The 13,583-nt window shown below is 37.9% G+C and carries 11 protein-coding genes and 1 tRNA gene; 10 read left to right on the top strand and 2 right to left on the bottom strand.

Translation table 11 applies throughout. The features are described from left to right. The first annotated feature begins 61 nt into the window (after window positions 1-61). Window positions 62-135, top strand: a tRNA-Ile gene (locus DDD_RS06990). Window positions 136-345: 210 nt separating this feature from the next. Here DDD_RS06990 and DDD_RS06985 read toward each other — a convergent pair. Next, on the bottom strand, window positions 346-1,320 hold the full coding sequence (locus tag DDD_RS06985; protein ID WP_015362102.1) for an HNH endonuclease: 975 nt from the start codon (window positions 1,318-1,320) through the stop codon (window positions 346-348). Between the two features lie 34 nt (window positions 1,321-1,354). Continuing rightward, window positions 1,355-2,110 carry a helix-turn-helix domain-containing protein gene (locus DDD_RS06980; protein WP_015362101.1) on the bottom strand — a complete coding sequence of 252 codons (756 nt, stop codon included), beginning with the start codon at window positions 2,108-2,110 and terminating at the stop codon, window positions 1,355-1,357. Between the two features lie 322 nt (window positions 2,111-2,432). On the opposite strand from DDD_RS06980, the gene DDD_RS06975 reads away from it, so the two are divergent. From DDD_RS06975 to DDD_RS06935, 9 genes are all read left to right on the top strand, one after another. Continuing rightward, window positions 2,433-2,828, top strand: a complete 396-nt coding sequence (locus DDD_RS06975; RefSeq protein ID WP_015362099.1) for a type III secretion system chaperone family protein — start codon at window positions 2,433-2,435, stop codon at window positions 2,826-2,828. An 89-nt stretch (window positions 2,829-2,917) separates the two neighbouring features. After that, a complete protein-coding gene (locus DDD_RS06970; RefSeq protein ID WP_015362098.1) occupies window positions 2,918-3,631 on the top strand; it encodes a PspA/IM30 family protein in 714 nt (237 codons plus the stop codon). 34 nt (window positions 3,632-3,665) lie between these two features. Further along, a complete protein-coding gene (locus DDD_RS17515; RefSeq protein ID WP_015362097.1) occupies window positions 3,666-3,875 on the top strand; it encodes a zinc ribbon domain-containing protein in 210 nt (69 codons plus the stop codon). 48 nt (window positions 3,876-3,923) lie between these two features. Further along, window positions 3,924-4,634: an OB-fold-containig protein gene (locus tag DDD_RS06960; protein WP_015362096.1), complete on the top strand. Its 711-nt coding sequence runs from the start codon at window positions 3,924-3,926 to the stop codon at window positions 4,632-4,634. Between the two features lie 3 nt (window positions 4,635-4,637). Beyond that, window positions 4,638-5,036 carry a hypothetical protein gene (locus tag DDD_RS06955; protein ID WP_015362095.1) on the top strand — a complete coding sequence of 133 codons (399 nt, stop codon included), beginning with the start codon at window positions 4,638-4,640 and terminating at the stop codon, window positions 5,034-5,036. A gap of 140 nt (window positions 5,037-5,176) precedes the next feature. Further along, window positions 5,177-5,749, top strand: coding sequence for an SPFH domain-containing protein (locus DDD_RS06950; RefSeq protein WP_015362094.1), 573 nt, complete (start codon window positions 5,177-5,179; stop codon window positions 5,747-5,749). A gap of 34 nt (window positions 5,750-5,783) precedes the next feature. After that, complete coding sequence (locus DDD_RS06945; RefSeq protein ID WP_015362093.1) at window positions 5,784-7,856, top strand: flotillin family protein; 2,073 nt, start codon at window positions 5,784-5,786, stop codon at window positions 7,854-7,856. A gap of 97 nt (window positions 7,857-7,953) precedes the next feature. Then, window positions 7,954-8,562: a transposase gene (locus DDD_RS06940; RefSeq protein WP_015362092.1), complete on the top strand. Its 609-nt coding sequence runs from the start codon at window positions 7,954-7,956 to the stop codon at window positions 8,560-8,562. 133 nt (window positions 8,563-8,695) lie between these two features. Then, the gene (locus tag DDD_RS06935) at window positions 8,696-13,582 is read left to right on the top strand and encodes a DNA repair ATPase (protein WP_041567003.1); all 4,887 of its coding nucleotides are present in this window, start codon (window positions 8,696-8,698) and stop codon (window positions 13,580-13,582) included. Window position 13,583: the final 1 nt, after the last annotated feature.

The raw sequence follows: 13,583 nt of genomic DNA, 5'->3' as shown, positions 1-13,583 counted from the left end.
CGCATTTATAGTTTAAATTTGCAGACTTTTTAGATAAGATTTTACCAGCTATAATCTTATTGGGCCTATAACTCAGCTGGTTAGAGTATCTGACTCATAATCAGAAAGTCCCTGGTTCGAGCCCAGGTGGGCCCACAAAAGCTTCAACATTACGTTGGAGCTTTTTTTATGGATTAAATTTAAGTTATCGATAATATTGCCCCAACTGGGCGAGAAGCCCGTGTCGTGCTTGACACGGTAAGCCCAGGTGGGCCCACAACAAGACCTTAGTAAACGCTAAGGTCTTTTTTTTGGTCTTCAATATCATTTAGTTTATTCGTTTGGAAGAGGTATCCACGTTTTTAGCTAAAACAAAAAAACTTCTTTCCTATGCCATTCTATTGCTTCTAAAGAAGGGTAATGATTTTTATTTGAGGGCAATTTGATAGGTTTTCCATCGAGTTCAATTATACTTTTAGTTGTAGAACTAGCATCAATAGTAGGAGATACTCGTACTAAATAATCATTGTTAATAGTTATCAAGCCTCTATCAAAAGTCCTATGAATATTAGGGCTTAATGAAATTCCATTTTGTATGGTATCATCCTGACAAACACTAAATGGTATAATATGGCACGCATCGACCATTTGAATATTATAATGAGTAGAAATTTTAAAGCCTGTTACACAGCATGTATATTCATAAATCCTTGGAACGGTTTTCTTAAAAACTCCACCTCTAAGAAAAACCTCTTCCTCATAAGAATCGTTATCGATGCTAGATCTTAATCTTTCCAATTTAGAAAGGTATGTAACTTTTGACTCTTTCAGAATTTCATCTTGTATTTTAGTTTCAGATACATCTGTGTAGATATAAGTATCATTACTGAATTGTGTGAAATACTCTTCAAAAATAACATTGTAAATTAAAGATCTTTCCTCAGGTCGCTGTAAAAGCTGGAAAAGAGTTTTATCTATCTCTGCGAAAGCAATTAGCTCTGAAAGTTTATTAATACTCTTTATACTTTTTTCTTTGCCTAATCTATGACTCATGCCTCCGTTAGGGATTAAACGATAAAAAGGCTCGCTTTTCATATGAAAAAAAGGAAGTGAAAAATTATCGACATGACCTGTAAAAACTAAAGTTTTAAAGTATTCCTTAAAAATCAGAATTAAATCGCTTGTGATTTCAATTCTGTTACTTAAAAGTTTATTCTGTTCTATCATTCTAATTATAGATAGTAAAAGAATAGGCTTATGTGGCGCTTTACCTAAACCCTTATTAAAGCCTCGTTTTAGAGATTTTATTTGCTTTAAATATCCTTTTAAATCTACGTTCATTAATCTAGTTTTGGTTGATGCTTAAATGTATTTATCAAATCCCTTCCCTAATTTCCCTCATTTGCAACTCTAGCAAAGCAAGTTTATCTTCCATACTGTCTGAAAACTCTGGAATACGTCTAAAAAACACATATCTCACACGCCACAGTTGCTTCAATGACTTTTTATCGATAGTGATATCCTCAATATTTTTATGATCTGCACGCAACACCAGCCCTTTAGATGTCACATACAGCTTTCTTAATATCAGTTGTTCATCGGTTACCGCAAGAACTATAGTACCGTTATTTAGTTTTGACACCACATTTTTAGGCACCTTTTCTCCTATCACTACATCTTTAGGGTAAAAACCTTTATCATGTTTCGTCAGCTCCAGATTAGAAACCGTGTATGCAATAAAGTCTTTTTCAGTATTTATAGGTAGAGTCAGTTGCGGCAAGTCGGCTATAAAAGCATCATTATCGTAATATTCTAGATAATCCTCAGCAGTTTTTTCGGTGATGCAAGGCACTTGAGCAAAATGCTCTCTTTCTAACTCTTCTGGCGTTAACGTAAGCGCATCATTAAACTTTAATAGCTGGTTTACGGTAAGCTCGCTGGTTAAAATATCATCTATAGTTATGCTAAAATAATTAGCAATCTTGATGATCGTTTCTATTTTCGGCTCGCTCCTACCTTCTTCATAAGCTCCTAAAGTACCTCTTTTTAAGCCAAATAGGTCTGCAAATGCCTGCTGACTTAAGCTCTTTATACCTCGTATCTTTTTAATATTTTTTCCAAAAAACGACATTTTTTGCTAATTTTATTTGCAATTAAAATAATTTGTGTATATTTACACTAACAATATTAGCAAATACTATTAAGTTACGCTAATTTTTTGAGTATTCTTTCTGGACGGTAACAACAAATAGAAAGAATATTTAATGAAATATAGCTTTTAAAATAGGCCGTTTTAGAAGTTCGCTTTCGCGAAAGCGAGACCATCAAAGAAATATTAACCAAAAAAATTAAACATGATACTATTCATTATTTACATCGTTGATACAGCACTGCATATTTTTGTGGGATAAGAAGTTCATTTTTCGTAATATTAAACCTACCAATAAAAAACTATGAACAACTACTTCAGTACCATTAAAGAATACCTGTTAGAACTTAATTATGATATCATTAGAGACAATCCAAAAGATGGAATTCTAGTGATTGAAAAAGAAAGTGATGGTATTAAAAATATGATTTTAGGAATTGCGCCTCCTATTTTAATCATGGAGCAGTATATTTTTAAGATCAAGAACAAAAATGAAGAGGTTTTTAAAAGCTTGCTTCAAAAAAACAGAGATATCATACACGGTGCATTTGTACTTGATGAAAGTGGTACTAAAGTTATCTTTAGAGACACACTTCAAATAGAAAACCTAGACCTTAATGAGTTAGAAGGTACTCTTAACTCTTTGAGTTTATTAATGAGTGAGTACTCAGACCATATTATCAAATTTTCAAAATACTAGCAGCGGCAAATTGCACCTGCCATAACCGCGCAAACATTGCGCAGTGAAAACGTAACGGCGGATCGCATCCGCCATAAAAAACTAAAATCATGAATATATTTAAAAGAATTTTCAAAATAGGAGAAGCACAAGCTAACAAAGCAGTAGATAATCTAGAAGATCCTATCACCATGACCGAGCAAGGAATACGCGATATGAAAGCAGACCTCAACAAAAGCGTAGAAGCTATGGCACAAGTAAAAGCTCTAGCTATACGTTCTAAAAATGAACGTGATGAGCACGTGGCAAAAGCTAAAGACTATGAGTCTAAAGCCATGTTGATCCTTAAAAAAGCACACTCTGGTGACATGGAAGTAGAAGCAGCAGATCGCCTTACCAAAGAAGCTCTTGCCAAAAAAGAAGAAGCACAACAACACGCTAATCGTGCGAGTGCTGACACGGAGAAGTTTGATAAAAACGTCGCACAGTTAAAGGAAACCATTGAAACCATCAAAGGAAATATTACCAACTGGGAAAACGAACTCAAAACACTGAAGGCTCGCGTAAAAGTGAGTGATGCTACTAAAAATGTCAACAAACAAATGGCAGAATTAGACAGTACAGGAACGGTGAGCATGCTCGAGCGTATGAAAGAAAAAGTCGCTCAAGACGAAGCTCTTGCTGAGGCTTATGGAGATCTAGCTAAGACAACCAAGTCGGTAGACGATGAAATTGATGCCGCAGCAGACATGTCTGAGTCTAAACTTGACGATGACCTAGCAAAGCTCAAAGAGCAATTAGGAATCAAAAAAGATGAGGCGTAGTGGCGAATCGCATCCGCCATAAAAAATCAAAACAATGAGCAACATAAATTTTAAATGTGTCAAATGCGGTCATCACGATTATGAAACCGGAGAAATGCGTGCTACTGGCGGCACGCTTTCCAAAATATTTGACATTCAAAACAAGAAATTCTCTTACGTAGCCTGCACACGATGCAAATACACAGAGTTTTATAAAGCCAGCACAGGAGCATTGAGTAATATCTTTGACTTCTTTACGAGCTAAAGCAACGGCGGATTGCATCCGCCAGTAACCACTAAACACTAACCAACCTTGGAAAACTATTTTAACATATTATTCTCTGAAGTAAACATCACACTTACCGTGTTGTTAATCATTCTTATACTCTACTGGCTTGCCACGATGATTACAGGAATAGATTTTGACCTAGACGTGGATGTAGACATAGACGTAGATATCGATGCAGATGTTGATCTGGACACTGGTATTGAAGGAGGAAATATGGATTTCCAGGACGTTGCAAATGCTGAAGTTGATCGTGAGCACGTAGTGAACAAACGCACTCGTAAACTCAAGTGGTGGCAAGTCTTTTTGATCTATTTCAACTTTGTAGGCCTGCCATTCATGTTCACTTTTACGTTTTGGATTTTCCTGTGGTGGATGATTTCAGTGCTCACAACCTCAATCACTGGTAGTTATGACAACACATTCGGTTTTGTCATTGTTCTAGCAGCATTCGTACCAGCCTTGATCCTAACTAAAGTGATTACCACGCCATTCAAATCATTTTTCAAAAATTTGAATAAAGATGGAGACAAAGCAGTAGACTTTTTAGGTCGTGAAGCCTTACTTTTATCTTCCATTTCTGGGGATAAATTAGGAAATGCAGAGGTCATGGCAGATGGTAATGTAATGAGTATTTATGTAAAATCATTAGATGGATCAGAGTTACGCTTTCGCGAAAGCGTGCTCATCATCAAGCGATCCGATGATAAGAACTATTTTTTAGTGAGTAAAGCGTAAAAGTTGGAAAAGGAAGAATTAGAACTATTTATTAAAAAACTAAGAGCTCAAAATTCAATCAAGGATAGTCGGTTTGGTTATTATCAGGATCCAGAAAATATTACTGGTCATATAAAAGCAAACAAACATGGTCTTGAGCTTTATGCTGCGGAATTTCTTGAGGCTGCTATTACGGTTGAAAATCATTTAGTGATAAGCGATAAATTAACTGATAAAAATTCTGAATTCTTTTTTGATTTAGTTGACATTATTAAAAGCTCTAAGTTAGAAGGTGATTATTTCGAAAACCAAAAGAGATCATGGAAAGATTATATTTTAGTAATAGGGATTTACTTAATGTTAACGACAATCGCAATTTGTTTCATAATTGGTTTTGTTACTGCTATTTCATGGCTGTTTTGAAATAACTAATGTCAGTCTGAGCTTGTCGAAGTCGATGTATAAATTGAAAAAGCTTATTCAAATCACACTGCGATAAGCCTGTGCTGAGTTGACCGAAGTGCTCAGTGTGACACAAACATTAAAACAAATAAATAAAAACTATGGACGGATTTATACCCATGATTATTACATTATTAGGAATGCTTCTTTTACTGATAACGGTGTATTTCTTAATCATAGCATTGTTCTTTAAAAAAGCTCCTCAAGGTTTTGCCCTGATACGCACTGGAATAGGTGGTACAAAAATTTCAACAACAGCAATATATGTAGTCCCTGTTTTTCATCAACTAGAAATGATGGATATGACCATAAAACAAGTTCGCATAGAACTTTTGGACGACGAAAACCTTATTTGTCAAGACGACATTAGAGTAGACATAAAAGCATGTTTTCATGTTCAAGTAGGTTTTAAACTTGAGCATATAAAATCTGTAGCAGGAAGAATAGGCGCTACAAATGCATCTGACCCTAACAAGGTTCAAGAGCTTTTTGAGGCTAACTTTACACATTCCTTAAAAACAGTTGCAAAGATTTTTAAATTTGAAGAATTGCTTAATCATCGCGATAAATTCAGAATAGAATTAATTAAACACATAGGTGTTGATTTATACGGTTTCCTACTCGCAGATATTGCAATAGATTATATTGAAAAATCAAAACCAAATAACTTATAAAAACAATTAAATAAACAAAAACCAAACAATAACTATGGACGGAACATTAGGAATCATTGTAACAGGAGTAGGTATTTTTCTATTCCTTGTAATTGTATACTTCGCGATCATTGCGATGTTTTACAAAAAAGTACATCAAGGTCAGGCGCTCGTGCGTACTGGTTTTGGAGGTACAAAAGTCGCAACAGATAAAGGACTTTACGTCGTGCCGGTTTTCCACCGTGTAGAGACTATGGATATTTCGGTTAAGAAAATCCAGATCGAGCGTATGGGCGTTGAAGGGTTGATCTGTAAAGACAACATGCGAGCCGATATTAAAGTGGCGTTTTTCGTGCGTGTCAACAACGAGGTAGAATATATCAAGAAAGTGGCTCAAACTATAGGTGTGCAACGTGCTTCTCGTATTGAGACATTAGAAGATCTTTTTGAAGCCAAGTTTTCTGAAGCACTCAAGACCGTAGGTAAAAAATTCCAATTTATTGATCTCTATGAAGCACGTCGTGAGTTCCGTGATGAGATTGTAGACATTATCGGTACTGATTTAAATGGATATACTTTAGAAGATTGTGCCATTGACTTTTTAGAGCAAACCAGCGTTTCTCACTTAAAAGCAGATAATATTCTGGATGCTGAAGGTATTAAGAAGATTACTGACCTTACAGCAGCACAAAACATCAAGGCTAACCTCATCAAGCGCGATGAAGAGAAAACCATCCGCAAGCAAGATGTTGAGTCTCGTGAAGCGATCCTAGAACTTGATAAGCAACTAGCCGAAAAAGAAGAGCAACAAAAACGTGAGATTTCAAACATCAAATCTCGTGAAGAAGCCGAAACGCTTAAAGTGGCTGAAGAAGAACGACTCAAGTCAGAAACAGCTCGCATCGCTACCGAAGAAAAAGTAAAAGTAGCCGAAGAAAACATGCAGCGTCAAATCATCGTTGCAGAAAAGAATAAGCAACGCACTGACGCTGTGGAAACAGAACGTGTGGAAAAAGACCGCATGTTAGAATTGACCGAAAGAGAACGAGTGGTAACTCTAGCTCAAATCGAGAAAGAGAAAGTAGTAGAGGTCGAGAAAAAGAATATTCAAGACGTGATCCGTGATCGCGTGATTCTTGAAAAAGGTGTGGTTGAAGAGCAAGAAAACATGAAAGATATTGAGGCTTTCAAAACTGCAGATCGTGTAAAACAAGTAGCGATTACAAATGCAGAAGCTCGTGCTCAAGATGACTTGATACGCATTACCATAGCGGCTGAGGCTTCTAAAAAAGCTGCGGTTCAAAAGGCTGAAGAAATCAATATTGAAGCGCTAGCACATAAAGAAGCTAGTGAAAAGCAAGCTGATGCACGTAAAATTCTTGCCGAAGCAACTGCTAAGGAAGAAGCAACTGTAGGACTTTCTGAAGCACAAGTAATGCACGCTAAGGCTGAGGCCAGCGAGCGCCAGGGAATTGTTGATGCACTCATCATCCAGAAAAAGGCTGAGGCTGAGGCTAGCGGAATCACCGCAAAAGCTGCAGCAAAACGTCAAGATGGACTTGCTGAAGCAGAGGTAATCAAAGAAAAAGCCCTTGCAGATGCTGCTGGAATTGAAGAGAAAGCTGAAGCGATGAAGAAACTAGATGGTGTAGGTAAAGAACATGAAGAGTTCAAACTACGTCTAGATAAGGAACTTCAAGTAGACCTAGCGCAAATCAACATCCAGAAGGACATTGCTGATGCGCAAGCACAAGTGATAGGAGATGCATTGAAAGCGGCTAAGATTGATATCGTAGGTGGAGAGACCATGTTCTTTGAACAAATCATCGGTCAGATCACTAAGGCCAAAGGTTATGACAGACTCGTGAATCATTCTGAAACTGTATCTGAAGTAAAAGATGCCATTCTAGGAAGTGATGACGTAAAAGGTAATTTATTGGATAAAGTAAAGGACTTTGCAGACAAGTATAACATCAGCTCTGAGGACATCAAGAACCTGACGATTGCAAACTTGTTAAGCAATCTACAGAACAAGTCTGACGACGGTGATGAGCAAAATATGCTCAGTAACTTGTTGAACATGGCAAAAGGTATGGGGCTTTCTGGTAAGAAGCTAGGAGATATATAGATCCAGTCATAGTATTGGGCGGATCGCATCCGCCCAATACTAGACGCATGCGATGTGTTGAAAACGCGCATGCAATGCGTGTAGAAACATCATAGAAATGAACCAACACAATCGCAAAACGGTACGTCTTAAAGGCTACGACTACACATCAGTCGGTAGATACTTCGTTACTATCGTCACTCGTGATCGACTACGCTTGTTCGGGAAGATCGTGGATGGAGAAATGGTGTTGAATGAGTTTGGTGAAATAGCGGCTAATGAATGGGAAAACACAATGGAACTTAGGGATAATGTCTCGCTTGGAGCATATATGATTATGCCAGACCATATGCATTTTCTAGTTCATATTGACCAACAACAAGAACAGAAGCAATTCACTCCTGAAGAATTGGAAAAACGCGCCGGCGCTGTTGCAGGAAAGCATATGAATAAGCCAGGTTCACTAGGCGCCATTGTGCGCGGTTACAAAGGCGCTGTGACTAGACAAGTTTTAGAAACTATAAAAGCTGAAATGGATCTTCCAAATCTACAAAGCTTGGAACTTATAAAAATATGTGATGCTCTCGCTAATGAAAAGACCATATGGGTTCGCAACTATAACGAAGCAATCATCAAGACGGAACAACACTATGAAAACGTGACCAAGTATATCAACGACAATCCTAGAAAATGGGACGAGCAGCTGAAAGCAAAGCTCAAGCTCTGAGATATGCAGTATGGTAAGGGCGGATCGCATCCGCCCAGCAGAGTGAGATGAAGTCCAGTAGAGAGAAAGGCGCATGCAATGCGCGGCAACAGTGGAGAGACGCATGCGATACGTCCAAGAACTAACAGAAACAATGGCAGAAGAAAAAGATATAAAAGACACTACCCAACTCGACTCAGGAACCTACGAGATCATCCAGAGCCGCTTACTCAAGCAAAAAAATGACTTGCAGCAACGACTCAATGCGCTTAATGAAGAACGTAAAAAGGTTTTCGGTTCACTGGAGACGCGACTAATCGCAAATGATCGTGTGAATACAGAAAACAACTGTATCGCTCGTGATATCGTGACGATTGGAAAACACAGCATCTTTGGTTACAACGTGCACTTTGGACTACGTACCGAGATCCACTTGAGTGATGTTTTTAGTATCTATGAGTTTGATAGAAGTGGTGAAGCTGGTGATGCGTTACGCTTTCGCGAAAGCGGAAACAAATTAAGCCTCATACAAGACGAAATCTTTCAAACTGATTTTGAAAATCTGTACAAATACTATCGCAACACGATATTTTCAAAGTTTGCGATTATGGGGAATTACCTGCATATGGTATTCCAACTTAGCGATTCGGTTACTGATATCAAGACATTCAAGTGGTTGATAACTGACGACGGATTGCAATATGTGGATAACCGTAGTGAGCACGAGTATCGTTTTCCAGCGCAATACGGTTTCCAGTGGAATGAAGCTGGACGTGATAATCAACGTGCTGGTGTGCACGGCCACGTGTCCATTCTGGATAAAGTTTTTGTAGAAACTATAGGTGGCGATCTTACCATAAAAATTGAGGATAATACAGACGATGGTCAGGGAATTTACCGTGAAGACGTAGAACACCGCGATCAGACACTCGATGACGGGCAGTACCGCTATGCCGATTTAGGCAACCTGATCGTTCTAGAAATCAAGCCGTTTCAAGAGGAGCCACGTTATTTTGTATACAACCACAAGATTAAAGAAGTAGAAAAAATAGACAGTATCGCGCAGGCTGCGGTATTGTTGCCAGACGAGCAAGGAATTATTTTCCCGAGTGGTTATTATTTGCAAACTGGAGAATATAATGTCTTCCCTAGCGATGCTGGAAAATTGAAATTCCAGCAAAGAATCGCATCGCCCAACGGTGAAGATCATTTGTATGTTTTCTACAATCCTGCTCAAGGATTGTATGTGTTGATGTCCTATAACGTGATAGACCAATCGGTTAAAACTCCTATTATATGTAATGGGTTTACGATTTTGGAACAAGGTGAGTTGTGTTATTTCCGTACAGAAGATGAGCAGACTAAGCATCATATGATGCAAATCTGGCAAACGCCTTATCTGAAAGGAAACATTATGCCGTCTGAACATCAGGACACTATGTTGTTCAAGATAGGCAATAAGGATATCGTAAAAGCGATGGCCGAAGCTAACGAACTGCTCACTTTGCTTAACAAAGAGGACAGCTACGGCGGTTTATATGATGATATTGCTCGCGCTTCCAAAGATATTCTCGATGCTTATTATTGGTTACCTGAAGAAGAAACGCAACAACTCAACCTTCCATTATTAGAAATCAACAAAGCTTCAAATGCAGCGATAGACGAGTTTGAAAAGGTAAAACAGTTGCGCAAACAGGCTGCAACTGAAACTAAAGAGATAGGCAAAAAGGCAGATGCCCTTTTTAGTAAAGTAAAAAGCACTTCTTTTAAATCGATCAATGATTTTGTACAGCTGCTCATCCAGCTGCGCACTTTACGTGGTGAAGCGATAGGTCTATATGAAATACGTTATGTGGACACCGATTTTATCAAAGGAATCGAGGAGCAAATCGTAGAGCAAAATGAGGTGATCTCACGTCGTGCAGTGACCTTTTTATTAGACGATAAAGCACTTGCGCCCTACCACGACGCCGTTGCCGAAAAACAAAAAGCACTCGACGCCACTAAAAAAGTCATCGAGATCAAAAACCTTGAGAAAGAAGTGAATCAAATCGCTGAAGATCTCGAGCTTTTAATAGACATCGTTTCTAATCTAGAGATAGAAGACACTTCTCACTCTACTAAGATTATTGAGAATATCTCGCTCATTTTTGCGACGATCAATCAGGTAAAAGCGGCGATTAGAAATAAAGTGAAAACCGTAGGTAAAAAAGAAGCTCAAGCCGATTTTGCCGCGCAACTCAAGCTGATTGATCAAAGTATTATCAATTATTTAGACATTGCAAACACGCCAGAGAAATGTGATGAATTCCTTACTAAAGTTTCTATACAGCTAGAAGAACTTGAAGGAAAGTTTGCCGATTTTGAAGAGTACATCACAGAGATCATTGAAAAGCGAGAAGAGGTTTATGCCGCTTTTGACAATCGCAAAAGTAGTCTTGTAGAGGCGCGCAATAAAAGGGCAATGGCTTTTCAAAATGCAGCTCAACGTATTTTAAAAGGTGTTCAAAAACGTGCGCAATCTCTAGATAGTATTACTGAAATCAACGGTTATTTTGCCAGCGATTTAATGATTAATAAGGTGCGCGACATCATAGGGCAACTTAAAGAACTGGACGACGCAGGAAAAGCCGAAGCGATAGAAACAGCGCTTAAAGTGGCTCGTGAAGATGCTTTAAGAAAACTCAAGGATAAGAACGAACTTTATGAAGATGGTGATAACATCATCAAACTAGGAAAGCACAAATTTGGTGTTAATAAACAGCAACTGGATCTTACCATTGTTTTTAAAGATAATGCGCTGTTTTATCATTTAACAGGAACTGATTTCTATCAAGAATTACATAACGAGGTTCTCACGCAATCTCAAGGAATATGGAATCAAGATTTAGTGTCTGAAAATAACCAAGTCTACAGATCTGCCTACCTCGCCTACTCTATTTTTAAATCTGGAGATAAAGAAGCTTTAAGAATAATGAGTCCAGCAGATTTGCTGACAACTGTTCAAGAAATCGCGAGTGGTAACTATTCTGGTGGTTATGTAAAAGGTGTTCATGACCATGACGCAGCACAAATTTTAGGCGTTTTATTACATAAACACCATGATTTGGGCTTACTCACTTATGACCCAAATACGAGAGCGCAAGCACAGTTTTTTTGGAATGCGCTTGATACAAAACATCAATCTAACCTCAACCGTATTTTGAAAAGTGCTGGTGAGGTATTATCTGTTTTTCCAGATAGTAAGGAGTACGACTTTATAATAGAAGAAATTGAAAATGAGATTCTTAATTCAAAATCGCAGTTCGAGAGCCTCACTGCTCGCAGCATAGCCAGCTATTTATTCAACGAGTTAAAGGACAATGATCATTTCACAGTAAGCACGAGCGCTATTCAATTAAAAGAAGCTTTTGAAAAGAAAATAAAATCTCAAAATGCCGATTTAAAATTTAAGAAAAGTCTAGAAGCTTGTGAGGACGAGAAGTCTAAAGTGGAACTGGTGAGACATTGGGTTTCCGCTTTCGCGAAAGCGGACTCAAAACAATCTTTACTGACTTATGTAAACGAATGTGTGGCAAACATACTTTATGGAGAGCTGACAGCTGATAAAACAGTTGCCATCTCACCTAGTGAAAATATCAATGGATTAAAAGGATCACACCAGACTATTGAAGAAGGTGTGTTTGTGTTTAATTATCATGAGTTTGTACATACACTAGAGCACTTTACAACGATAAAAGTACCTGCTTATGAAACCTTTAGAAAAGCAAAGCAAGAGGTAACTGAAGAGTTAAAAGAGTCCTTGCGATTAGAAGAATTTAAACCACGTGTATTGAGTTCTTTTGTCCGTAATAAATTGATCGATCAAGTATATTTCCCACTAATAGGTGATAATCTTGCCAAACAATTAGGTACGGTAGGTGATACCAAACGTACCGATCGCATGGGATTATTGCTACTTATATCACCACCAGGTTATGGTAAAACAACCTTGATGGAATATGTGGCAAACCGATTAGGCTTGATATTTATGAAAATAAATGGTCCAGCGATAGGTCATGAAATTACATCAGTAGATCCTGAAGCGGCAACTAATGCAGCAACGAGAGAAGAGCTTAAAAAGCTAAATCTCGCTTTTGAAATGGGTGATAATGTGATGTTATATCTAGATGATATCCAGCATTGTAATCCTGAGTTTTTACAAAAATTCATCAGTTTGTCTGATGGTACACGAAAGATTGAAGGAGTTTATAATGGAAAGCCTAAAACCTATGATTTACGTAGTAAGAAATTTTGTGTGATTATGGCTGGTAATCCGTATACAGAAAGTGGTGATAAATTCCAGATTCCAGACATGCTTGCCAACCGTGCCGATATTTATAACCTTGGTGATATCATAGGCGATACGGCTCACTTGTTTGAACTAAGTCTGGTTGAAAATGCATTAACAAGCAATCCAGTATTACAACAATTAAGCAATAAACACTTTGATGATGTGTATGCATTAATCGATCGTGTTCAAAACGGAGCAAGTGATAATGAGTTAAAAGGAAATCACAGTAATCAAGAAATAGCAGATTATGTCGCCGTGCTTGAAAAAGTATTGAAGATTAGAGATACCGTTCTTAAAGTAAACGAAACCTATATTTCAAGTGCCGGAATGGAAGATGCGTACCGTACCGAACCTAGTTTTAAACTACAAGGTTCTTATCGTGATATGAATAAGCTAGTGGCAAAAGTAGTCCCTATTATGGATGACAAAGAACTTCAAACGCTGTTGTTATCTCATTACGAAAGTGAATCACAAACCTTAACTAGTGCTGCAGAGGCCAATCTTTTGAAATATAAAGAACTCGTAAAAACCATCTCACAAGAGGAACAGCAACGATGGGAAGATATCAAAGGGATTTTTGCCAAGAACAATAAACTCAACGGTCTAGGTGGACAGAATCAAATGTCTCAAGTCCTGAGTCAAATGATGGATTTTACGGAGAATCTAGAAGGCATTAAGGAGGTTTTGAGGAAAGGATTGGGTAAGTGAT

Origin of the sequence: Nonlabens dokdonensis DSW-6, assembly GCF_000332115.1 — a bacterium.
In the GTDB taxonomy this organism is placed as follows: domain Bacteria; phylum Bacteroidota; class Bacteroidia; order Flavobacteriales; family Flavobacteriaceae; genus Nonlabens; species Nonlabens dokdonensis.
This window is presented reverse-complemented; position numbering and strand designations above follow the sequence as displayed.

What these genes read in the sequence shown, in the direction of transcription:
- DDD_RS06970 (WP_015362098.1), top strand. Translation starts at nt 2,918, where the DNA reads ATGAATATATTTAAAAGAATTTTCAAAATAGGAGAAGCACAAGCTAAC.
- DDD_RS06985 (WP_015362102.1), bottom strand. Translation starts at nt 1,320, where the DNA reads ATGAACGTAGATTTAAAAGGATATTTAAAGCAAATAAAATCTCTAAAA.
- DDD_RS06940 (WP_015362092.1), top strand. Translation starts at nt 7,954, where the DNA reads ATGAACCAACACAATCGCAAAACGGTACGTCTTAAAGGCTACGACTAC.
- DDD_RS06945 (WP_015362093.1), top strand. Translation starts at nt 5,784, where the DNA reads ATGGACGGAACATTAGGAATCATTGTAACAGGAGTAGGTATTTTTCTA.
- DDD_RS06950 (WP_015362094.1), top strand. Translation starts at nt 5,177, where the DNA reads ATGGACGGATTTATACCCATGATTATTACATTATTAGGAATGCTTCTT.
- DDD_RS06980 (WP_015362101.1), bottom strand. Translation starts at nt 2,110, where the DNA reads ATGTCGTTTTTTGGAAAAAATATTAAAAAGATACGAGGTATAAAGAGC.
- DDD_RS06975 (WP_015362099.1), top strand. Translation starts at nt 2,433, where the DNA reads ATGAACAACTACTTCAGTACCATTAAAGAATACCTGTTAGAACTTAAT.
- DDD_RS06935 (WP_041567003.1), top strand. Translation starts at nt 8,696, where the DNA reads ATGGCAGAAGAAAAAGATATAAAAGACACTACCCAACTCGACTCAGGA.
- DDD_RS17515 (WP_015362097.1), top strand. Translation starts at nt 3,666, where the DNA reads ATGAGCAACATAAATTTTAAATGTGTCAAATGCGGTCATCACGATTAT.